Source organism: Flavobacterium sp. FlaQc-49 (assembly GCF_044005985.1).
Classification (GTDB): domain Bacteria; phylum Bacteroidota; class Bacteroidia; order Flavobacteriales; family Flavobacteriaceae; genus Flavobacterium; species Flavobacterium cupriresistens.
In genome coordinates, this window is sequence record NZ_JBIPCS010000002.1 from 463699 (window position 1) to 485822 (window position 22124).

22 protein-coding genes are annotated in these 22124 nt (G+C 36.6%); 18 read left to right on the plus strand and 4 right to left on the minus strand.

Annotated elements, in window-relative coordinates:
- Window positions 1-18: 18 nt before the first annotated feature.
- The 4 genes from ACHRV3_RS05225 to ACHRV3_RS05240 are packed head-to-tail and all read right to left on the minus strand — an operon-like array spanning window position 19 to window position 5854.
- Window positions 19-1119, minus strand: a complete 1101-nt coding sequence (locus tag ACHRV3_RS05225) for an RES family NAD+ phosphorylase (protein WP_291285306.1) — start codon at window positions 1117-1119, stop codon at window positions 19-21.
- A gap of 12 nt (window positions 1120-1131) precedes the next feature.
- Window positions 1132-4365: an ATP-binding protein gene (locus ACHRV3_RS05230; protein ID WP_291285307.1), complete on the minus strand. Its 3234-nt coding sequence runs from the start codon at window positions 4363-4365 to the stop codon at window positions 1132-1134.
- Window positions 4366-4368: 3 nt separating this feature from the next.
- The gene (locus tag ACHRV3_RS05235; protein WP_291285308.1) at window positions 4369-4806 is read right to left on the minus strand and encodes a hypothetical protein; all 438 of its coding nucleotides are present in this window, start codon (window positions 4804-4806) and stop codon (window positions 4369-4371) included.
- Between the two features lie 4 nt (window positions 4807-4810).
- Window positions 4811-5854 (minus strand): hypothetical protein, encoded by a 1044-nt coding sequence (locus ACHRV3_RS05240; protein WP_395442777.1) that lies wholly within the window; start codon window positions 5852-5854, stop codon window positions 4811-4813.
- A gap of 423 nt (window positions 5855-6277) precedes the next feature.
- Between ACHRV3_RS05240 and ACHRV3_RS05245 the strand changes: the two genes are divergently transcribed.
- The 18 genes from ACHRV3_RS05245 to ACHRV3_RS05330 all read left to right on the plus strand — a co-directional run bounded on the left by ACHRV3_RS05245 (window position 6278) and on the right by ACHRV3_RS05330 (window position 22114).
- Entirely contained in the window at window positions 6278-6664 is a 387-nt protein-coding gene (locus ACHRV3_RS05245; protein WP_291285310.1) for a single-stranded DNA-binding protein, read from the plus strand.
- A 31-nt stretch (window positions 6665-6695) separates the two neighbouring features.
- A complete protein-coding gene (locus tag ACHRV3_RS05250; RefSeq protein WP_291285311.1) occupies window positions 6696-7757 on the plus strand; it encodes a DUF932 domain-containing protein in 1062 nt (353 codons plus the stop codon).
- Window positions 7758-7804: 47 nt separating this feature from the next.
- Window positions 7805-8011, plus strand: coding sequence for a hypothetical protein (locus ACHRV3_RS05255; protein ID WP_083558606.1), 207 nt, complete (start codon window positions 7805-7807; stop codon window positions 8009-8011).
- 4 nt (window positions 8012-8015) lie between these two features.
- The gene (locus ACHRV3_RS05260) at window positions 8016-8555 is read left to right on the plus strand and encodes a prtrc system protein e (protein WP_291285312.1); all 540 of its coding nucleotides are present in this window, start codon (window positions 8016-8018) and stop codon (window positions 8553-8555) included.
- Complete coding sequence (locus ACHRV3_RS05265) at window positions 8549-8767, plus strand: PRTRC system protein C (protein WP_291285313.1); 219 nt, start codon at window positions 8549-8551, stop codon at window positions 8765-8767. Before ACHRV3_RS05260 ends, ACHRV3_RS05265 begins: the two co-directional genes overlap by 7 nt.
- A gap of 56 nt (window positions 8768-8823) precedes the next feature.
- Window positions 8824-9915 (plus strand): hypothetical protein, encoded by a 1092-nt coding sequence (locus ACHRV3_RS05270; RefSeq protein WP_291285314.1) that lies wholly within the window; start codon window positions 8824-8826, stop codon window positions 9913-9915.
- Entirely contained in the window at window positions 9912-10628 is a 717-nt protein-coding gene (locus ACHRV3_RS05275; RefSeq protein ID WP_291285315.1) for a PRTRC system protein B, read from the plus strand. Before ACHRV3_RS05270 ends, ACHRV3_RS05275 begins: the two co-directional genes overlap by 4 nt.
- Window positions 10625-11428, plus strand: a complete 804-nt coding sequence (locus ACHRV3_RS05280; protein ID WP_291285316.1) for a PRTRC system ThiF family protein — start codon at window positions 10625-10627, stop codon at window positions 11426-11428. Before ACHRV3_RS05275 ends, ACHRV3_RS05280 begins: the two co-directional genes overlap by 4 nt.
- A 507-nt stretch (window positions 11429-11935) precedes the next feature.
- A complete protein-coding gene (locus ACHRV3_RS05285; protein WP_291285317.1) occupies window positions 11936-12304 on the plus strand; it encodes a hypothetical protein in 369 nt (122 codons plus the stop codon).
- A 150-nt stretch (window positions 12305-12454) separates the two neighbouring features.
- On the plus strand, window positions 12455-13309 hold the full coding sequence (locus ACHRV3_RS05290) for a DUF3347 domain-containing protein (protein WP_291285318.1): 855 nt from the start codon (window positions 12455-12457) through the stop codon (window positions 13307-13309).
- Between the two features lie 101 nt (window positions 13310-13410).
- Complete coding sequence (locus ACHRV3_RS05295) at window positions 13411-13875, plus strand: YncE family protein (RefSeq protein WP_291285319.1); 465 nt, start codon at window positions 13411-13413, stop codon at window positions 13873-13875.
- Between the two features lie 68 nt (window positions 13876-13943).
- Window positions 13944-14636 (plus strand): DUF3347 domain-containing protein, encoded by a 693-nt coding sequence (locus tag ACHRV3_RS05300; protein WP_291285320.1) that lies wholly within the window; start codon window positions 13944-13946, stop codon window positions 14634-14636.
- Between the two features lies 1 nt (window position 14637).
- Window positions 14638-15108, plus strand: a complete 471-nt coding sequence (locus ACHRV3_RS05305) for a heme-binding domain-containing protein (RefSeq protein ID WP_035650032.1) — start codon at window positions 14638-14640, stop codon at window positions 15106-15108.
- 4 nt (window positions 15109-15112) lie between these two features.
- On the plus strand, window positions 15113-16423 hold the full coding sequence (locus ACHRV3_RS05310; protein WP_035650031.1) for an efflux RND transporter permease subunit: 1311 nt from the start codon (window positions 15113-15115) through the stop codon (window positions 16421-16423).
- Window positions 16395-18344, plus strand: coding sequence for an efflux RND transporter permease subunit (locus ACHRV3_RS05315; protein ID WP_395433563.1), 1950 nt, complete (start codon window positions 16395-16397; stop codon window positions 18342-18344). Before ACHRV3_RS05310 ends, ACHRV3_RS05315 begins: the two co-directional genes overlap by 29 nt.
- Window positions 18328-19578: a TolC family protein gene (locus tag ACHRV3_RS05320; protein WP_395433564.1), complete on the plus strand. Its 1251-nt coding sequence runs from the start codon at window positions 18328-18330 to the stop codon at window positions 19576-19578. The genes ACHRV3_RS05315 and ACHRV3_RS05320 overlap by 17 nt, the downstream gene beginning before the upstream one ends.
- A complete protein-coding gene (locus ACHRV3_RS05325; RefSeq protein WP_291286690.1) occupies window positions 19556-20896 on the plus strand; it encodes an efflux RND transporter periplasmic adaptor subunit in 1341 nt (446 codons plus the stop codon). The genes ACHRV3_RS05320 and ACHRV3_RS05325 overlap by 23 nt, the downstream gene beginning before the upstream one ends.
- A 3-nt stretch (window positions 20897-20899) precedes the next feature.
- Complete coding sequence (locus ACHRV3_RS05330) at window positions 20900-22114, plus strand: efflux RND transporter periplasmic adaptor subunit (protein ID WP_291286689.1); 1215 nt, start codon at window positions 20900-20902, stop codon at window positions 22112-22114.
- Window positions 22115-22124 lie beyond the last annotated feature (10 nt).

Consider the following 22124-nt stretch of genomic DNA (forward strand, 5'->3'; position numbering starts at 1 on the left):
AATGAATAATAAAAATCACTACAAATCATGGATTTCAAGACCATTTAAACCGTGTTCTAAAACCCCAAATAATGTTTGAGAATAATACTGGGAAGTTCCCTCTATAAGTTCCAATTCACTAACATTTAGGTTAACATCCGTTCTTATACTTGCCTGATGGTTAAAGCGATCGTTATAGGTTGCAAATTGTCTTAGTTGCATAGGCAAGACATCAGTTCCTTTAAACAATGTTTTTAAACGATTACAATACCCATAATCCAAATTAAAGGTTTTGACAGGCAGAACTACATTATGAAATGTTCCGGTATGTCTTACTTTGTTTAAGTCAATATGTGTTGACGAATACTTAATACCATCAAGATTTTCAGAAACCCATTGCAATAAAAGCTGTGGAATAATGTACTCAGGCTTAAATGTGTCTTCTGAATTTTTAACTTTAATTGAACAGCAAGCGACTAATGGCCAGGTTAAAACTTTATATAAAGAAGTATTTACATCTGTTCTTATGGTATCATTTTTTAAATTAGAATTATATATATCTGAAGTTAAATCTAGTAATCTAAGATCGCGCTGATTAACTAACCTTATAGCCTGAATTGAATCTATATTTGGTCTGCGCATTTCTTCCCAAGCTACATATATTGAATTTGCCGTGTAAAGTGATGGAAGCCCAGGAATACTAAATCTTTGTGATTTTACTATTCCACGCTTCTCAAATGGAATATGAAACAATTCGTCTTTGCTCAAAGGATAATTTCCACTAGTAGTTCTAATACGATAAAGATTATTTGCTGCCGGAAGTCTTGAATTCTTATCAAGATATTCAGTTATATTTATAGCTTTCATTGTATTCCTGAAAGTTATATAAGCCTGAGCCGGTTTACCTTTATAAAAATTATCAATTGTCCTGAGGAGCCCGTTAATTAGAACTCCAATCTTTTTTTTATATTCATTTACATCACGATAATTCAAGTCGGGATGTGACGATATGATTTCTGAGTTATCTACTAAGGTTTTAAAATCGATCAATTTTGAAGCGACTGCTTTCCTAAAACCTTCACTGTCATAATGAATTGGTACGTTGGTAATAGGATTATGCAATAAGGATAATAATTCCATAATAGTAAAATTTTATTTTTTTTGTAATGTAGCTAATCCCGAAACTTTACTTAAATCAAGAGAAAAATTATCAACCTTATGGTTTTTATATTCTAAATCAGTATAACCAAGAAGACCTGCAATTGTGTGAACAATAGGTTTACGTTTATTCGTATCATCTCTAATTTTACTATGATAAAAATGTTCTTTTATGCCTATAACGGTATTTACATAAAAATACATTGACCCCTTACCATCAGGATTCTTTGATAGATTACAATGTGTTTCAAATTCAGGACTTATTATTATCATTTCAAGTATAGAATAATCTGCTTTTCCCATATGAACAGACTGTGAATGTTCTGTAAAAATTTTACTTTTTGCTGGAATTTCATTTTTTAAGATCTTTTCCATTTCTGGGTTATGCATTAAAAAAAAGATTCCACATCTTTTTTCTTCCATAGTATCTTCATTAACAATTAGATCTGGTTTTTCATGAAGTAGCATTAATAAAGATAAAGCAAGCTTTTTGCAAATAAGTTCATCCGCAATTACTTTAATTTCCAAATTAATTTTACCAGCTATACTTACCAATATTTGAAATTCCTCATCGATAGTTCTGCATGATAAAAAAGGCAAACAATTCTCAAGTAGAGAGAAAATAAAATTTAAATCTTCATCTGATAATAGATCTTCAGATTGTTCTATTGCTAATCCTAGGATACTATATGAATATTTAGCTTTAAAACCGCTATAAATAATGATATTTAGAAATTCTTTAAAAAGCAACTTGCCCTTTTCTTTATTCTGCTTTTTACAAAATTCAACAAAAGATAAAAATTGCTGAATTATATTATTATGATTATCTGAATGAGAAAAATACTTTTGAAATAAAATTCTAAAATTCTCTACAACAGACTCATCTGAGGGATCATTGCTGATTACCTCTTCAATACCATCAAAATCTTCATCAACAAATGCATTTTCGATTAATTTTGTAGTCAAAATATTGGCTTCTTTTTTTGCTCCGGCAGATTTATACAGATTTATAGCTTTAGCTGTATTGCTTCTATAATTTTGGTTGTATTGTTTAATTTTAGCATAATAATTAGCACAATCTTCGTACGCCTGAGCTGCTTTTGTATTTTCTCCAAGTAATTCTAATATTTCTGCCTTTTCATTTAATGCATTAGCGATACCGTAATAATAATTTACTACGGAACATGCGGTAAAAGATTTTTCAGCATATTCAAGACCAATTTCTAAATTTCCATCCGCTGCTTCAACACTAGCCAAAATCCAATAAACCCGGCCTTCATCTTTTTTGATGTTATACTGAACAGTATAAACTAATGCCTCGTTATAAATCGCCTTGGCTCCTTCAATATTTTTCTCATCCCTTAAGATATTACCAAAATTAATTAAATTCAAAATTGCCCTGTCCTTCATCTCATATCTTTGATAAAGTTCTATTGCTTTTTTGCAATGTATTTTTGCTTTCTCAAATTTCTTCTTTTTTCGATAAATTGACGTTAGTGCATTTAAAACAATTACTTCAATAGAGAATTCAGTATCGTCACCTTTTATAATTTCCAATAATTGTAAACCATATTTTTCTGCATCATTATGATACAGATCATCATGAGCAAGACTTGAAACTAAATTAGCTAAACTGCTTATCATTCCTCTTCTGTCTCCAAGCTCTTCGAAAATTCCAAAAGCTTCCTTACTAACCATTGCAGCCTTCGTTGTTTCTGACATATCTACATAAATTTTGGCCAGAGTAACTAGTAATGGTGCTTTTACTTCTTTATTTTCTTCTTTCAGATCAGAAAAAATTTTATCAGCCATTTCAGTTGCTTCAGAAATACATCCCTGTTCTACTAAATCCGCTGCTTTAAATATCAATGCAGCTGCTAGCATTTTTTTATTTTTTACTTTTTCAAGATAAAAAATTGAATGATCTAATTCCGAACGTGATTCTTCCTTATTTCCAAGTAGATGATTTGCATGGCTTAAATGATAGTATAAATATCCTTTCTCAATATTTTTCTTAACCTTACTAAGAGTTCTTTTTATAACTTTTACAGCAAAAGGAAGTTCTCCCCAATCTAGTAATCTTGGAAAAACATCAAATAAATATTTATCCACTTTTTCGGGAGCTATGTCAATTAAGAGATAAGTTGCTTGTATTATTTCATTCTTGGATAAAAAGTAATCCCCAAGTTTTATCAAATAATGTTCAAGTAGTCCTTTATCTTTTATCTTATCTAAAACAAACTCTTTAAAGGTAGGATGAAAAATATGCAATAAGCCAGTTACACTATTGACCAATGTAGATAAATTTTCAATTACTTTAGAAAACTCCAACGGTGATGCAAACGAAAGAACTTCTGATAATTGAATAGTATTTATACTAAAATGAGGAGCTGAAATTAGTATTAAGATTTCTTGCTCAGATGTATTTAATTTGCTCCAAATTGCTTCTTGAAAAGCTATTAAACTTTTAGGCAATGAAATGACTTCAAAATTAGTTAAATAGAAGAGATATAAAGGATTACCTTTCGATGCTTTTCGAATTTTATTGAATTCTAAAGCACCAACTATCTTACCATGAGAGTTCAAAAAAGTTTTTATTTCCGAATCGGTAAAAGCTTCGCACTCATAAGTTACTACACCCGCTTGTGAAAAAAAAATTTTGTTTCGGGTTGCATACAAAAATTGATTATTGAATTTTTCCAGAGGTATAATTTTCGCTACGGTATCCGGCAGCTGCTCACAATCATCAATGATTATCGTAGCGCTCGTTTTTTGTAGACTACTTTGAAGCCATTCAACGGCTTGATCAACATCAACCACTTCAAGCAAGTCTTCGCCGTTTAGCTGGCGAATTTTGTTTATCAAATACGAAAAGATACTTATAGGAGATTTATCTTTAACAGAAATATAGATAACCTTTTCAAGGTCGTTTGCAAACTGATACAATATGGTTGTCTTTCCCATACCGGGCTCTCCGTAAAAGATCAATTGATTATGTTTTTCTAAAACATCTTGAATTTTTGAAACTTTGTCTTTTCTTTCAATAAGTTTTTTTTTTGATAGTCCCTCGGACAATGCTTCAAAATAAGGTGTGGAGTATAATTCCTGAAGCTTCTCCTGTTTTTGCTTATTGAGAAGTTCAAGCATTTCAGGAGAATTATTTATATGCAAGCCTCCCGCTACATTATATATAGTATGGGCGCTCTGTGAGGGTATATCAATTTTCATAAATTATTTCTGGTTGGGTTTATAATCTCCAGAGATATTTATAATATTTTTTTTGGCTTTCTGAACTCCAATATTAAAGCCGTTGGTATTACTAAATTCCATTGTGGACACCTGTGTTAGGACAGATTCATTTTCTTTAATCCATCCTTTAATCTCTGTAAACATTTCGTCATTATATTTTTCCCCTGTTACTGATTCAAATACATCTTCAATGTCTCTTTCTGGTTTTGAAGTATTTATTGATTCTTGGCTGCATATGGTTTCTAAATAGGTATCAACCTCCGTGTCATTTTTAAAGAATTTCCTAATTCTTTCTTTTAAGGACGAAAAATCAATTGTGTTTTTTAAAACATCATAGGTAGCACTGGCTATAACTTTAGTGGCGATATCAGCCTTATAAGCCAATACAAAAGCACTCACGGCAGAAAAAATTGTAAGCATAGTTTTAAGGTTTATTAAAATATTGTTCTAGTTCGTTTTTATCATTTTGGATTTGTTGCATAATTTTATCTTCCGTATAAAAATCATCATCAGGATAATAACTGTCAAATGATTCAAACGTAAATAAAAGGTAATCTAAAATATTATTTAGACATCCTTGACCTGTAAAATTAGAAGTAAGATCAGGATTTTGCCTTAGTCTTTCAAATATTGTCAGGTTACAAATAGCCTGAACTATTTGATCATTTTCATATTCTTTCTGTAATTTTTCTATAATGCTTTCCAGCCATTTATTTTGTAATCTATTTAAAGTTAATGGAAGGTATGACTTCATTTCTAAAAGTCTTCGTTCCCCAATTTCTTTTACTGGTAGTTTTGGACGTTTTATCGTAGACTTTTGTACAAAATCAGATTGTTTTTTTACTGCACGATATGAGACTATAATATGGTCTTCAGGAATACTATTTTCTTCAAAAAAGCTAAACTCTGATTTAATAAAATGTTTTTCACCTTTTTTGATGATTTTTTCTTTCTCGACAATAACATATCCGATAGAAAATTGGTCTATACTTTTTATATTATTTTTAAAAGCAAGGTAGTTTTTACTTAAAGTTGGAATTTCCTTGAATTGAGTACAAATTATAGCAATCGGGGAAACTTTCTCTTTATGGCTCTTTGGAACCATACGATCAATAAATCTTTTCATATCAGGGGAAATTCCCAGTGCATAACCACCTTCATTTGTTTCAATAAAATCCAAAGCTACAGCATCTCCATCTCCATTTGATTTATCAATCCAGTTTAATAATATATTAAAAAAGTCTTCTGCGGGTTTTTCATTTTCAAACATAAATGAAAGTGATTCTGGCTTGGTTAAATCCTTTTCACCCTTTGAAAACTCATAACTTAAACCGATACATTTTGCTGCTTTAAATAAAATTGAGAATTCAGGATCGCTAACTAACATTAAGTGAGGCCTCAATCCATAATCAAATCCAATTTTTGAAAAATCCAATTTATTCATCTTTATATTTTCGTTTACTAACAAATATAACAATATTTAGATTACATTTTTTCATCGTTTAAACAATAACGTTTTAATTCACAAGAATTCTAAATATTATCTCCTTCAATATTCTGAATAGATAAATAGAATGTTTTTTGTCTTTCTGCAGTTAGAACTTCACTACCTAATTTAGTTTGTATAGTTATGCCTTAGTTCTTTATTGAGTTATAGTAGATTTTCACTCTAAACGGACTAAAAGGGCAGCTAAGATAGTGACTTAAGCATGCCCCGTGCGCATAATGGCGGCGCTTCCCTTGCCACCCTTCGGGACTTATAGCACTTACCCATCCTTAAGCCACTTACATCTTGCTTTCTTTTTTCCCGTTTTTTCGTTTTGAAAACAATTTTTGAGGGAGCAGGATTAGAGAGAAACTAAAACAGTAGTAATCTTTAAATTTTAAAATTATGGAAATCACAGGACGATTAACAGCAGATGCAGTAGTTCAAAAAGTGAACAATGACAAACAAGTGGTCAATTTCAGTATTGCCATCAATGACAATTACAAACCTAAAGGCAGTACCGAAGTAAAGGAAGTAACAACCTATATCAATTGCTCTTATTGGTTAAATACTGCTACAGCACAGTGGCTTAAAAAAGGGACACTTGTACAGCTCTTTGGGCGTATTGGCATGAATGTTTACAATAACAGCGAAGGCGAAGCAGTAGGCACGCTGACTTTTCACACCAATAATATTAAAATTTTGGTTTTTCCCAAAAAAGAAGATACTGCCCAGGCCAATTCAGCAGTAAAGGAAAAGAAATCGAAAAAAGCACAGGACGTACCTTTTTAATTCTATCACAATCACTTAAAATATTAATATCATGGCACACAATATAAATTACAACGAGCACACAGGAAAACACAGTTTTTTCAGCACTAAGCAAAAAGCATGGCACAATTTGGGGCAGATTATTACCGATTACCCCACAAGCGCACAGGCAATTCAGCACGCAGGTTTGGATTATGAAATAGAAAAACGGAAGTTATTTACAGCCAGTTCTGCCGACATTATTTTGGATAATGAAATCATTCACAATAAAATAGAAGTCCCGAATTACTACAGTACGGTGCGAACCGATAATGATGCTGTACTCGGTGTGGTAGGCAAAGATTACCAAATTGTACAAAACAGGGATGCCTTTTCTTTTTTTGACAGCATCGTAGGTGGTGACGGTATCCTATACGAAACCGCAGGGGCACTCGGAAAAGGGGAACGCATCTTTATAACGGCAAAACTGCCCGATTATATCAGGGTTGGTAACGATGATTTGATTGAAAAATATCTTTTCCTGACCACTTCCCATGACGGAAGCGGAAGCATAACCGCAGCATTCACCCCTATACGTATCGTATGCAACAATACCCTGAATGCCGCTATGAACAATAAGACCAATACCGTGCGTATTCGCCATACCTCAAATGCCAAACAGCGTTTGGAACAGGCACACAAAGTAATGGGTATATCAGATATGCTGTCTTCGCAAATGGAATCCATTTTTAACCATTGGACAAAAATCCGAATAACGGACAATGAAGTGAAAAAACTAATACAGTCCGCCCTTGTTCCGAGTAAAGAAGTGCTCAAAACTATACAAAATGGCAGGGAAGACGAATTATCTACTTGTTTTACCAATATAGTCGATAGCGCATTTGAATATGCCATGAGCAACCCTACACAACTGATGGACACCACCAAAGGGACTGTTTTTGGGGCTTACAATGCAATCACAGGATATTTTCAGAATGTTAGAAATTACAAAGATGAAGAGGCTAAATTAACTTCGCTTTTGATGGGGGGTACAGGACAGATTCGCACACAGTCTGCTTTTAACCTCTGCGTGGATTTTGCAAATAAAGGCTCGGACGCCTTGATTCTGAATTAGCTAATCGGGACAGGCATAATCTGCCTGTCCTTTTAAACCCTGAAATCATGATACAAATAGAAGATAGAAATGGAGAGAATATTGAAGTTCTAAATTTAGCAGAGGCAATAAAACAGGCAGACTACTTCAGGAATTTTGCCCATGAAGACAAACTCTTTGAAAACTTTGATAAAAAACGGCAAGCCTATTGGCAAGACCTGTACGAAAAGTTAGTAGCAATTAGTGATTTAGAGGTAAAACAAACTAAACAGTAAAGCAATGGAAACCAATTTTTTTAAATCAATCCTCGCCTTGCAGGTAGCAGGGAACTGGAAAATAAACATAGTCAAAGAAGAAGCAGACAAACTAATCGTATCGGTATTGTTTTTTAATGATACCGTTGGCGATGATGCCCGCAAAAAAGTACCGCCTATTTTGCTAAAAGGCACGGCGGAGGAACTCGACAACGGATTTTTTCAGGCGATTACAGAGCCTGTAAAAGATACCGCAAAGCTTTTTGCCAATATGGAACAGTTCCTCAAAGAAAAGGAACAGGCAAAAGTGAATTCACAGATGGAAAAAGACAACATTCTGAAAAGAGATAAGGAGAAATCCGAATTGCAGAAACAATACGAATCAGCCATGAAAAAAGCAGACGAACTCCAAACGGCAGGTAAATTTAAAGAAGCATGGATGAAAGTCCCTCCCGCTGACCTGTATCCTGAATATAAGGACATTATTCATGCCCGAAAAGCAGAGCTTTCCGATAAGTTCCCCATAGACCTTTTCAATGACCTCAAAACCGAACAGCCATGTTAACAGCCACCACCTTAGAGCGCATCTTTATCTTCAGGGATAAAGAGCAGGAGATTAAACTCGCTGACCCATCAACATCCTTCAGCCCCGAAGCGGTACTCAATTTTTATGCGCAGACCTATCCGATTTTAACTACGGCATCCATAGAGGGACCTGTTATAAATGATGATGCCGTGCAGTACAAATTTGTAGCTCAGATTGGCACAAAAGGATAAACCATGAAAACACAAACAATAACAGGCAGTATCAAACTGCCTAAAAATAAAAAGCTATGCAGACTATACAGACAGTTAGGGGAATTCACAGAAAACACAAACAGGCTTCCCGATGCGCAGGAAGTAAAAAAGAACCCAAACAGTTCGGTTCCGCTCGGCCTTTTACCGATGGTTTTCTAAGGCATTCCTTTCTGCCCTTATTCGAAATGGGCAAAAAAGTACCCGACCAATTTCAGGTGGAAAAGAATTTTTTCGCCTCACTTGCTCTCCTGTCTGGGCTGTATGGTTTTCGGGTTATGGGCACAAAAGACAAACCCTATCCATATAATATCTTATTGGCACACGAAGACATTCAGAAACAGCTCAACAGTTTGGGGCGTGATATTGAATTGTCAATTATGCAGGAACAAAATAGTAGCGTAAAATTAGCAACCAAGCATATTTATAACACGTGCAATACGCTGTACTATATTCCTGTACTGCCTTTGTACCGACTATTACAAAACAGGAAACAGAAAAAAACTGCAGAATTACTGCTCTCTGTTTTTGCTTATCTGTACCATATTGCAGGGATTCCGTATTACAGGGAAGACATCAGTTGTCTGTTTTATCACTATGAATGTATGGAAGAATGGATCATTGATGAGTTGGAAGATGAAGAGTCCGAAGATGGAAACAGCATGATTTCAGAATTAAACACGGCTTCATACTATGGGGATGTTATGCACCGTAAAATGTACAATCCCTATCATCTGAGTGTCTTTGAAAAACGTATAGGCAGTTATAAATTCAATAACAGTTTCGAAAAGGATTGTCTAAACGTTGCCAAACAGGCATTGACATTAATGCTTGAATATCCTGCGAACACTATTTTTCAAAATACCTCCAATGAGGTGTTTGAAAGCGAGGAAGGAATTATCAGGGCAGAACAGTACATTTCCTTTATAGCAGAGACTGATGGGCAACTCTATGAGAATATTGCACGGGTAATCAATGATGAATTGAACGAATGCTCCGAAATAGAAGAGCCGACGCTTCTGCAAATCTATGATGCCCAAAACGAGTTAACCCATAAAGCGCTCGATTTCGAGTGCAGGCTGTTTCCTCTTTTAAATGATTTATGCACCCTTTTAAATAATATGCCATGAAAGATATAACCTCCGCATTCGGAACATTGTACAATCCTGTAAAAGCCTTTGTGGTCTATCAGAAAAACTCCGCTGAAAAATCCATTTATGTGGAAGCCTATGATATGGATAAAAATGGCTGTCCCATAAACGCCCATCCCTTAAGCCTTAAAGAAAGCACACAGCTTGCCAGTGCCCTTGATACTTCAGAAGAACTCACACGTAAATTTCTAAAACCATCAGGACTGCTTCCAAAAAATGTACTGCATTTGAATCCCGAGCATGATGGTTATGCTATTTGGTACACCCCTGCCCAAAAAGTCAGTTTGTTTTTTGTGGAGGGTTTAGCAATCCCAAACGCAGAAGCATTTGTACCGCCCTTGTTATGGAAAGCCTCCAAAAACACCCTGTATATCTATGCAATGGTTGCAGATAAAATAATAAACGAACAGACAGCACTGTATCATGCACCCTTTTTTAATTTATATAATGATGGAAGGGTATGCATGGGTACAGTGAAAGTTGATATAAAAGCAGATTGTCATTTACAAGATTTCATGCAATCTTGGGAGCAGTATTTCTTTAAAAGCTATTTCAGTCATCTGATTGGAAATACAAGTCCTGTAAAAGGAAACATCATACAGCTTTGGCAGAAATTGGTGGGTAGCGGTAAACCGTTTCCCATAAAATCCCTAATCAAAAATGGTTTAACACTTAAAAAATTACTATCATGAATACACAAAGCGCCATGCATTACTCACACAATTACCTGATAAACCCAGCCAATCCCATAACGGTAAATCTTATTGGCGCAGGAGGAACAGGAAGCAGGATGCTCACTGAACTCGCAAGAATGAACCACAGCCTTATAGCCTTGGGACATCCTGGACTACAGGTTAATTTGTTCGATGATGATGTAGTCACTAATGCCAATCAGGGACGACAGCTTTTTGCAGATGCTGAGGTTGGGCTTCCCAAAGCAGTAGCACTTATAAATCGTATTAATCGCTTTTTTGGAACGAATTGGAAAGCCGTAACAGAGCAATTTTCAACAGCTAATCTGAAGTCCCTGCCCAATCGTGGCAGAGCAAATATTTACATTAGTTGTGTCGATACCGTATCGGCACGTTTTGATATAGCAGATTTCTTAAAGAACTGTAATGGAAATAATGATTTTGAACGCAACAAATCCCTTTATTGGCTCGACCTCGGCAACGCCCAAAATACAGGTCAGGCGATACTCTCAACAATCAGCGAAATCAAACAGCCTGATTCCAAACTATACAGGACTGTACCCAGTCTTCCGATGCTAACCGATGAATTTAAGGAATTACTAATGGCGCAGACAGATAACAATGAGCCGAGCTGTTCCCTTGCCGAGGCACTCGAAAAACAGGATTTATTTATTAATGCGACACTTGCCTGTATGGGGGCATCACTACTATGGAAATTATTTCGTGAAGGCATGACTGCCCAAAGAGGATTTTTTCTGAATCTTGGCACTTTTAGGTTAGAACCTATAGCGGTAGGCTAATGCCCGCCGCCCCGCAATTGGTCGGGCAATTGCGGGGCGCTTTAAAACGGAACAACATCATTAGCTATATTGCTCATTACACAATCGCAATATAGCTAATGATGTTTGTGTGTTTAGTGTTTTATTTTCAAAATGCAATAAGTACCCTAAACTACTAATTTTTAATTTTTACTAGAATAATTAATATACTGACAGCCATCATGGTAATGTTTCTAACCCTGATAAATCGTTAAATTAATTTTATATGAAATGACATCTAAATCCCCTATAAACCATTCTCCTTATTTTAACATTCATAGTAAAATGAGAAACATTATTATATATTAATTGGCAAATAGCTAATTATTAAATCGTCACCATAGATTATAAACTAAGACCGTAGTAAAAGAAATTTAAAGTAATTGATTTTGCTTTTTAGGCAACCTTTTTATTGTATAAATGGTTTTAACATTTTTTTTTGAAAAAACCGAAAAAATATAAGTAAGTTTGTTTCTATTATTTTTTCACATGAATCGATTTCACATCATAGTACTTGTTTTACTTGGCTTATTCCTAATGCCAACAGACACTTTTGCCTGTGAAAAAATTGTGGTAAATCATTCTTGTACAAAAGAGACTTCGCAATCTGATAAAGATGATTGCTGTTCTAAAACGAATCATTCAGGTGAGAAAAATCATGATGGATGTGGCGGAAAATGTGGGCATTCAATGTGCGGGTGTGCTTCAATTTGCAACGGAGGAATTACGTTTGTAAACCAGCTTGAATTCAAAAACATTACCTTGAGTTTTTTTTCTGAAAAACAAAAATTCTACAATTCAGAAACCGCAATTTTAACTGGTTTCTCTTCTATCTGGCTTATACCTAAAATAAGCTAAAACCCTTTTTTGACAGCCATACGTGTGTCAAAAAAGGAAGGCATTTGCTTTTCATTATTTTAATTTTTCGCTTTAGAGAATAATAGTCTATACACCTCGTATATACAATTATTTCTCATAAGGCTACATTCACTTCTAATACATTTTAAAATGAAATCAATTCAAAAAGGATTGATGGCAATTACAATATTGCTATCAGTCATAGTGTATGGCGCACCTATAAAAAATGCCAAAACCGTAAACACAAAAATTTATGGTAATTGTCTAATGTGCAAAACTGCTATTGAAAAAGCAGGAAACATCGAAAATATCGCTTCGGTAAACTGGGATGAGAATACCAAAATTGCGGCCATTACCTACGACCAGAAGAAAACAAATCAGGATGAGATTCTAAAACGAATTGCCTTAGCGGGATATGACAGTGAGCAATTCTTATCTCCTGCCGATGCATATGCAAAACTTCCAAAATGCTGCCAATACGAAAGAACAAATAAGATGGCTGTCCCAATGAAAGAATCAAAAATGGATATGGAGAAAATGGATCATTCCCAGCATACAACCGCAGTTCTTCCAGATGCAGAACAAGAGAGTCCATTTAAAATAATTTTCGACAACTACTTTGAGGTAAAAGATGCTTTGGTGAAAACAGATGCCAAGACTACTGCAATCAAATCTAAAGAGCTTCTTACTGCAATCAATGCCATTAAAATGGAAAACCTAAAATCTAAAGAACATACTGCATGGATGAATTTAATGAAAAGTTTAGCTATGGATGCAAAGAACATTTCTGAAACCCAAGATATTAAGAAACAAAGAGAATCCTTTAAAAGCTTATCTAAAAACACTTACGATCTTATAAAAACTACCAATCCGCCACAACCGGTTTATTATAACCATTGCCCAATGGTTGATGCGAATTGGCTCAGCAAAGAAAGCGGTATCAAGAATCCGTATTACGGTTCCCAGATGCTAAGCTGTGGATCAACTATAGAAACAATCAAATAATCCCAAATCATAAAATTAAAAATATAATTACAGGTACTTCAATCCTTGGAGCATTAATCTTAGGAACCCTATGGCTGTCTTCTTGCAGTAAATCAGATGATATGAATATGTCCGATCCAAAATTGAACATAAACTATCCTGCCGCATATGTGGTCAATGCCCAGGACGGCACAATTTCAGTAATCAAATTGGCAACCAATAAAGTTACAGAGACCGTCAGCCTTATGGGGACCGGAACTGATATGATCATGTGGCCTTACCACATTTCTTTACATTCTAATCATGTGACCATTGGCGTGCCCGGAATGGACTTCTCTGCCGGTCATACTGTCGGCATGGAAGGAATGACAGGTAAACTCCTAGTAATTGATGCCGTCCATGGGACAACTGTAAAAAATATTAACCTGCCAATGATGAACCATAACACGATCTACAGTCCAAATGGTTTAGAAATTTGGGTGCCTCAAATGGACATGAATGGAAAAGTTAGGATTTACATTTTTAGCTTAAAAAGGTATTCAAAATGCCAACAGGAGATTGAATTTGCACAATCAAAAAAAGAATAATTCGTATAACACTCAAATAAAAGAATGTTGGACAAAACAACATTTATAAGAGATCAAAAACTAAAAAAATGAAAAAAATAATTTTCTCAACCCTTGTAATGGCAATTGTACTTATAGCCTGTAATTCAAAAAACAAAGAAACTACAACGCCTGAAGCTGCTTCTGGGACCGCTCAGAATGATTCACAATTGTATGCCTGTTCCATGCATCCTGAAGTTACAGGAAAAAAAGGAGACAAATGTTCCAAATGCGGAATGGAATTAACCGAGCCAGTAAAGGAAACTACTGAAAAAAACGCAGAAGCAAAAACAACCCAGGCTGCTCAGGCAACATTTTCTATTAACGAAATCGTTAATAATTACCTGTCTCTAAAAAATGCATTAACCAAAGATGATACAAAAGGTGCCGCAAATGCCGCAAATACATTATACACAATTTTTAATAGTGTAAATCCCAATTCAATCGATGCGAAATTAAAGACAGAATATCTTGATATAGCTGATGATGCCAAAGAACACGCCCAACATATTGGAGCTAATGGTGGAAATATTGAGCACCAAAGAGAGCATTTCGCCATGCTCAGTAAAGACATGAATGATTTGATAAAATCTTTCAAGTCAGAACAAAAATTGTATCAGGACTTCTGCCCTATGTATGATGCAGGGAAAGGGGCTATCTGGATCAGTGAAACAAAAGAGATAAAAAATCCTTACTATGGTTCTAAAATGCTAACCTGCGGCTCAATGAAAAAACAATTGTAAAATGAAACGATTCATCAGAAAGATTCTTTTTATTGGGTTAATTATTTTTCTACTGATGCAATTGTATCAGCCTGCCCGAAATTCCGATTACGGGCAGGTTTTACCAATTCACATTTCGAGAGTCTATCCCATTCCCAAAAATGTACAAACGATTCTTCAGACTTCCTGTTATGATTGTCACAGCAGCAACACGCAATATCCATGGTACTCCTACATACAGCCGGCACGTACTTTCATGGAGGGGCATATTACTAAGGGTAAAGAAAATTTGAATTTTAGCCAATGGGGAAGTTATTCCAAACGAAAACAGGAAAATAAATTAGACCGAATTGCCAAGCAGATAAAAGCTAACGAAATGCCTTTGGCTTCCTATACGCTGATCCATAAAAATGCAGTGCTGAATACTGTTCAGAAAGAACAACTGCTCAATTGGATTGAAAAAGTAAGCGATAGTCTTGCACAAATAAATTAAATCTATGGTACACAAATTAATAGAATGGTCGCTGCGCAACCGTTATATCGTTTTACTATTATCAGCAGGAATATTTGTATGGGGTATCATCTCTATTCAAAAAAATCCTATTGATGCTATTCCCGATTTATCTGAAAATCAGGTAATCGTTTTTACAGAATGGATGGGACGTGCTCCACAGCTCGTTGAAGACCAGATCACCTATCCCTTGGTTACCAACCTTCAGGGATTGCCCAAAATTAAATATGTAAGAGCTGCTTCCATGTTTGGTATGAGTTTTATTTATGTCATTTTTGAAGATGATGTTGATGTATACTGGGCAAGATCAAGAGTACTGGAAAGGCTCAGTACTATTAGCAGCACCTTGCCCAAAGGAGTTGCCCCGCAATTAGGACCCGATGGAACTGGGGTTGGGCATATACTCTGGTATACTTTGGAGGCACCCGGTGTTGACCTTGGCGAACAAAGAGCCCTACAGGACTGGTACGTCAAGTTTGCTTTGCAAAATGTTCCCGGAGTAAGTGAAATTGCTTCTTTTGGAGGATTTCAAAAAGAATACCAGGTTACCATTGATCCAAACAAACTGCTATATTATAAGCTGTCTGTCCCGGAGGTTATAAGTGCTGTACGTGCCAATAATAATGAAAGCGGCGGAAGAAAATTCGACATGAGTGATATTGGTTATATCATTAAGACATCCGGTTATCTGAAATCCATCAAAGAGATTGAGGATATTCCGCTGAAAAACCAAAATGGAATTCCTATAAAAGTCAGCGATATAGGAACTGTCCAGATGAGCGGGGAAACCCGATTGGGAATCTTTGATCATAATGGCACAGGCGAAGTCGTTGGAGGTATAGTAGTGATGCGTTATGGTGAAAACGCAGATGCTGTAATTGATAATGTGAAAGAAAAGATGAAGGAAGTTGCTAAAGGGCTCCCAAAAGGGGTAAAATTCAATATTGTATATGACCGGGGACATCTGATTAAAGAATCTATTGATTCGGTTAAGCGTACCTTAATTGAAGAAATGCTTGTAGTGTCGCTTATCGTTATTATTTTTCTTTTTCACTGGCGCAGTGCACTGAGTATTATCATCCAGATACCAATTACCATTGCAGCAAGTTTCATACTGCTCAATGCCTTTGACATATCCTCCAATATTATGTCCCTTACCGGTATAGCACTTGCCATTGGAGTAATAGTTGACAACGGTATTATTATGAGTGAAAACGCCTACCAGCATCTCTCGCAACGGTATGCACAATGGGAATCTGAACAAAAAAATGAAACAAACTCTGATGAAAAGAATTAAAAATATATTTCGCAAAAAACCACAGTGGATATCCGAAGAGGAAAGACTCAAAATAATTGAGAAAAGCAGCAAGCAGGTTTCTCGTGGCGTATTCTTTGCCACTGTAATTATAATTACTTCTTTCTTGCCTGTGTTTATGCTTACCGGACAGGAAGGAAAACTATTCCATCCTTTGGCCTATACAAAAACATTCATAATGATTGTGGACGCCCTATTGGTACTTACATTAGCTCCGGTACTGATTTCTTTTTTTATGAAAGGGAAATTCCGTCCAACCGATTCACATCCGGTAAATCGTTTTTTAGAAAGGGGTTATGAGCCAATCATACGCTGGGTTCTGAAATGGAGAAAAACAACCCTTACAGTTAATATTTTGGCGTTATTGATTTCTATTCCATTATTGATGCGGCTCGGAACGGAGTTCATGCCTCCACTGGATGAGCAGAGCATTTTATTTATGCCTGTTACCCTGCCTGATGTATCCAATGGAGAAATCAAACGCATTTTACAGGTACAGGATAAAATAATAAAATCAGTTCCTGAAGTAGAAAGTGTTTTGGGTAAAGCCGGAAGAGCCAATACTGCTACTGATAATTCCCCAATGAGCATGATTGAGACCATTATAATGCTTAAACCAAAATCACAATGGCGTGAAGGAATAAATAAAAAAGACATTATTAAGGAACTTGATACCAAACTGCAGATACCTGGTGTAGTAAATGGATGGACACAGCCTATTATCAATCGTATTAATATGCTCGCTACAGGAATTCGTACCGATGTGGGTATTAAAGTTTACGGGCAGAACCTGGATACCATTGCACGTGTATCGGAAAGAGTGAAAATGGCTTTAGAAGGAACACCCGGAGTGTCCGACTTATTTGTAGATCCCATTACTGGCGGCAAATATCTGGATGTTGATGTCAATCGTGCAGAACTGGCACGATATGGACTAACTGTAGATGATGTAAATCAAACCGTGGAATTTGCTTTAGGAGGGGCGTCCATTGGTAATACGGTTGAAGGACGAAGACGTTTTTCAATAAGTGTGCGTATGGCTCAGGACTATAGAAATAGTGTCGAACGCATTAAACGCATTCCCTTGCAATCCCCAACCTTTGGAGAAGTGCCCCTGTCTTCTGTTGCTGATATTAAATTCGTAGACGGCCCTCCAATGATCAGTTCAGAAAATGCGCTTCTTCGTGGAGCAGTCATGTTCAATATACGCGACCGTGATATGGGGGGAACTGTGCAGGAAGCCATGAAAAAATTAGAAAGTGCCAAAAATATACTTCCCGAAGGGTACTTTATAGAATGGAGCGGACAATATGAGAACCTGATCAGCGGAGAAAAGACCCTTAAGATCATTGCACCGATAGTATTGCTTATTATTTTCTTCTCCCTCTATTTTGCTTTTAACTCCCTCAGAGAAGCCTTCTTAAGCCTTATAACAGTGCCTTTTGCTTTGATTGGCGGTGCCTATATAATCTTTTTCTGGGATGTCAATCTATCAGTGGCCGTAGCAGTTGGATTTATTGCCCTGTTTGGAATTGCAGTGGAAACCGGAATAGTAATGGTTATTTATCTCAATGATGCCATGGAACAGCTTATCAAGGCCAAAGGGAATTCAAGAGAAACAATAACTAAAGAGGACCTTAGGGAGTATGTGGTGCACGGCGCCGCAAAACGATTGCGCCCAAAACTAATGACCGTTTGCGTCTCATTATTTGGATTAGTGCCTGTCCTTTGGTCCAATGGTGTTGGTATGGATGTAATGAAACCAATTGTCTTGCCTATGATTGGCGGCGTATTTACTTCTGCCGTACATATCTTATTAGTAACCCCGCTTATTTTCCTAATGTCTAAAGAATATGAATTACGAAAATATGGTAAACTCGAAGTACATGATGTCAAACATTAAAATACTGGCAGTACTATTGCTTTTACTGCCATTACAGCTATTGAGCCAGACCAAACAGGTCTTGTCTCTTGATACAATCCTTCAAAGGATTGATAAAAAAAACGTGCTCCTGCAAAGCTATAGCCTAAAGGCAGAAGGATATAAATATAGTGCCGATGCCGCAACGGCATGGATGGCACCAATGGTGGGTGTGGGAACCTTTATGACCCCCTATCCTTTTCAGGAAGTTATGGATGACCGCGACAAGGGATCTTTAATGTTCAGAATTGAACAAGACATCCCTAATATAGGAAAGCTAAACAAGAAGAAAAAATTTATCCAGTCCCAAGGAAACATTGAGAACGCTACGCGGACCGTTACACTTAACGACTATAAAGCTCAGGCCAAGCAGCTCTACTACAGCTGGATGGTAGCCGAACAGCGAATGAAAGTTTTGGATCAGAACGAAAAGATAATGCTGACCATGAAAAAGATTGAGGAAGTACGCTATCCTTACAACCAGTCGCAGTTGGGTAATGTATACAAGATTGATGCAAGGATTGAAGAAAACAAAAATATGATCCGCATGCAGGAAGGTGAAATCGCAAAAGCAAGAGCATGGCTCAACAGCTTGATGAACCAGCCCGGCAATGCTGATTTTTCAATCGACACAAGTATTATCCCTGTCTTCAACCCGGCTTTGCACGACACCACAAGTCTTGCAGCTGTGCGAGGAGATATTAAAAAGATGGATGCGGGAATTGAATCGATGCAGCTCAGTATTCAAGCGATGAAAGCAGAGAAAAATCCTTCTTTTAAAATCCAGTTTGACCATATGAATTCTTTTGATAAAATGATGCCCAAAGCCTATTCGGTAATGGCAATGATGTCTATTCCTATTGCTCCGTGGTCCTCAAAAATGTATAAATCAGATGTCAAAGCAATGCAATATAATGTACAGGCAATGGAGAAAGAGAAATCCGCCATGCTGCAGGAAACCCAAGGTATGTTATATGGAATGCAATATGAAATACTGACCATGCAAAAAAGGATTCAGGGACTCGAAACCAAAATAATCCCTTCTATGCAAAAGTCCTTGGATGTAAACTTTCTGAACTATCAGGAAAACAAACTTCAGATTCCTGTAGTAATTGATTCCTGGGAAGCTTTAAATATGCTGCAGAATAACTTATTAGATGAAAAATTAAAACTATATCAAATGATTGTCGATTATGAAAAAGAACTCTATCGCTAAGTTAGTCGGATTGTTATTCGTTTCGATACTAGTATTGACAGCCTGTAACAAGAAAACCGAGCATAACAATAAGCCAGCACATCAGCATAGTACAAATCAGGAATATACCTGTCCAATGCATCCCGAAGTTATCCAGGATAAGCCCGGCAGCTGCCCTATATGCGGTATGGAATTGGTTCCAAGACACACATCTGGTACGGAAACAGCTATAGACAGCAGTTTAAAACACCTTTTAAAACCAGTCAACGAACAGGTCGTTTCTAATATATCTGTCATAAAACCTGACGCAGGTACTAAAATATTCTCCATGGAGGTACAAGGAATTATTACCTACGACACCCGTGACCAGACCAGTATTTCCAGCAGGGTAAGCGGCAGGATTGAGCGTCTGCTGATTAAGTACAATTATCAGCCCGTAAAAAAAGGACAGCTAATCATGGAAATCTATTCACCTGATCTGGCTGCCGCGCAAAGAGAATTGTTATTTATTTATCAATCTGACCCAAACAATCCAATGCTTCAAAAAGCAAAAGAAAGGCTGTCTCTGTTAGGCATGCAGCAGAAACAAATCCAACAGGTATTAAAAACAGGTAAAATTTCCTATCGCATCCCTGTTTACAGTAATGCCTCCGGATACATCTTGGACAACACTGCAGTAGCAAACGTGTCTGCATCAGCTCCAGCGGCTTCTCCTCAAAGCGCAGCGTCAGATGATGGTATGGGCGCTATGGGCTCAAGCGGCAATACAGCATCAAATAGTAGTGCATCTACCCCTGCTGCCTCTGCTATTATGCTAAGAGAAGGACAGTATATTGGAGCAGGACAAACACTTTTTACAATCTATACCAACAAAAACCTTATTGCTGAATTTGCTTTTGATCCATCGGTATCACCACAGATTAAAAAAGGGCAAAAATTGGTGTTTTATGAACCCTCAGATAAGCAAACCGTGTATACTGGTAATATAGGACTCATTCAGCCCGTCTTTAAAGAGGGAAGCAATTTTACCATAGCGCGAATTTATTTGCAGGATAATAAATTTCAGACAGGAAAATTGGTGACTGCAATTATTCCTATTGTCAGTAAAGGCTGGTGGCTACCGCAAAGTGCCGTTCTCAATCTAGGAAATAAATCCATCGTTTTCAAAAAAGAACAGGATGTATTTGTTCCCCGAGAAGTTAAAACGAAGAACAATGCTGATGGCATGGTGCTCATAGATCAAGACATCAGTGATTGGAATATTGCCAGCAATGCAGCCTATATGATAGATAGTGAGAGTTTTATCAAAATATCTTCAGAACATAAATTAAAAAATTAAACCATGAACAATAAATCAATACTTCGTACTATTTTGCTCATTGCTATGGTTTTTCCACTTCTATTTGCAGCATGTACCCAAAAAGAAGAAAAAAAAGCCAGCCAGGAAAAAACTCAAACATATACCTGCCCCATGCATCCGCAAATTGTAAAAGACGGTCCAGGTTCATGCCCAATTTGTGGAATGGATTTAGTACCCTTCGAAAAAAACAACGCACAGGACTTTCTAACTTTGGGGCCAAGCCAGCAAGCACTAGCCAATTTGACTACAATAACTGCTGGGGAAAATGAATTTTCAAATTCTTCCCGTCTCAACGGACGTTTGGTTACTGACCCTGAGCAAACTATTTACATCTCAAGTCGCGTGGCAGGAAGGATTGAAGAGTTGTATGTAAAAGAAACCGGTGTCCCCGTTCGAAAAGGTCAGCCTTTATACAGAATATATTCAGAACAGCTTTCAGCCCTGCAGCAGGAATACCTTCTTGCCACAGCACAGGCCGCAAGCTTTACTGAGGATAAACGCTTTGGCCAAATAAAAAGTGCTGCAAAACAAAAACTATTATTATATGGACAATCTGAAGCACAGCTTAATGAATTATTAAAAAAACAAAAAGCTTCTCCTTATGTTGTTTATTACGCACCAAATTCAGGAATAGTTGCGGAACTTTCCATAACGGAAGGCCAATATGTAGCAGAAGGAGCCTCTATTATGAAACTGGAAGATTACAATCGTTTATGGGTCGAAGCCGATGTCTATCCGGCAGATGCTGGTAAAATTAAACCGGGACAAAAAGTAAAAGTTATAGTCACTGGTTATGAAGATCAGCCCCAAACAATGACCGTAGATTTTATAAATCCTGCCCTGCAAACAAGCAAGCAGATAATACAGCTGCGCGGTGCTATTGCCAATCCGAACAATCAATGGCAGGCAGGTCAGCAGGCAATTGTTTTACTGCCTTCATCAGAACAAAAAATGAAATTGACGATACCTGTAGATGCTGTAATAAGAGACGGCAGCGGTACACATGTGTGGATTGAAATTGAAAAAGGCAAATATCAGCCAAGAATGGTGGCTCTTGGTTCGGAAACTTTCGATGAAGTCGAAATTACTACTGGCTTAAAAAAAGGAGATATTGTTGTTGCATCTGGCGCCTATCTCTTGTACAGTGAGTTTATATTAAAAAAAGGCAAAAACCCAATGTCAGGAATGAAAATGTAATAATCAATCA

What these genes read in the sequence shown, in the direction of transcription:
- ACHRV3_RS05225 (WP_291285306.1), bottom strand. Translation starts at nt 1,119, where the DNA reads ATGGAATTATTATCCTTATTGCATAATCCTATTACCAACGTACCAATT.
- ACHRV3_RS05230 (WP_291285307.1), bottom strand. Translation starts at nt 4,365, where the DNA reads ATGAAAATTGATATACCCTCACAGAGCGCCCATACTATATATAATGTA.
- ACHRV3_RS05235 (WP_291285308.1), bottom strand. Translation starts at nt 4,806, where the DNA reads ATGCTTACAATTTTTTCTGCCGTGAGTGCTTTTGTATTGGCTTATAAG.
- ACHRV3_RS05245 (WP_291285310.1), top strand. Translation starts at nt 6,278, where the DNA reads ATGGAAATCACAGGACGATTAACAGCAGATGCAGTAGTTCAAAAAGTG.
- ACHRV3_RS05250 (WP_291285311.1), top strand. Translation starts at nt 6,696, where the DNA reads ATGGCACACAATATAAATTACAACGAGCACACAGGAAAACACAGTTTT.
- ACHRV3_RS05255 (WP_083558606.1), top strand. Translation starts at nt 7,805, where the DNA reads ATGATACAAATAGAAGATAGAAATGGAGAGAATATTGAAGTTCTAAAT.
- ACHRV3_RS05260 (WP_291285312.1), top strand. Translation starts at nt 8,016, where the DNA reads ATGGAAACCAATTTTTTTAAATCAATCCTCGCCTTGCAGGTAGCAGGG.
- ACHRV3_RS05265 (WP_291285313.1), top strand. Translation starts at nt 8,549, where the DNA reads ATGTTAACAGCCACCACCTTAGAGCGCATCTTTATCTTCAGGGATAAA.
- ACHRV3_RS05270 (WP_291285314.1), top strand. Translation starts at nt 8,824, where the DNA reads ATGCAGACTATACAGACAGTTAGGGGAATTCACAGAAAACACAAACAG.
- ACHRV3_RS05275 (WP_291285315.1), top strand. Translation starts at nt 9,912, where the DNA reads ATGAAAGATATAACCTCCGCATTCGGAACATTGTACAATCCTGTAAAA.
- ACHRV3_RS05280 (WP_291285316.1), top strand. Translation starts at nt 10,625, where the DNA reads ATGAATACACAAAGCGCCATGCATTACTCACACAATTACCTGATAAAC.
- ACHRV3_RS05285 (WP_291285317.1), top strand. Translation starts at nt 11,936, where the DNA reads ATGAATCGATTTCACATCATAGTACTTGTTTTACTTGGCTTATTCCTA.
- ACHRV3_RS05290 (WP_291285318.1), top strand. Translation starts at nt 12,455, where the DNA reads ATGAAATCAATTCAAAAAGGATTGATGGCAATTACAATATTGCTATCA.
- ACHRV3_RS05295 (WP_291285319.1), top strand. Translation starts at nt 13,411, where the DNA reads ATGAATATGTCCGATCCAAAATTGAACATAAACTATCCTGCCGCATAT.
- ACHRV3_RS05300 (WP_291285320.1), top strand. Translation starts at nt 13,944, where the DNA reads ATGAAAAAAATAATTTTCTCAACCCTTGTAATGGCAATTGTACTTATA.
- ACHRV3_RS05305 (WP_035650032.1), top strand. Translation starts at nt 14,638, where the DNA reads ATGAAACGATTCATCAGAAAGATTCTTTTTATTGGGTTAATTATTTTT.
- ACHRV3_RS05310 (WP_035650031.1), top strand. Translation starts at nt 15,113, where the DNA reads ATGGTACACAAATTAATAGAATGGTCGCTGCGCAACCGTTATATCGTT.
- ACHRV3_RS05315 (WP_395433563.1), top strand. Translation starts at nt 16,395, where the DNA reads ATGAAACAAACTCTGATGAAAAGAATTAAAAATATATTTCGCAAAAAA.
- ACHRV3_RS05320 (WP_395433564.1), top strand. Translation starts at nt 18,328, where the DNA reads ATGATGTCAAACATTAAAATACTGGCAGTACTATTGCTTTTACTGCCA.
- ACHRV3_RS05325 (WP_291286690.1), top strand. Translation starts at nt 19,556, where the DNA reads ATGAAAAAGAACTCTATCGCTAAGTTAGTCGGATTGTTATTCGTTTCG.
- ACHRV3_RS05330 (WP_291286689.1), top strand. Translation starts at nt 20,900, where the DNA reads ATGAACAATAAATCAATACTTCGTACTATTTTGCTCATTGCTATGGTT.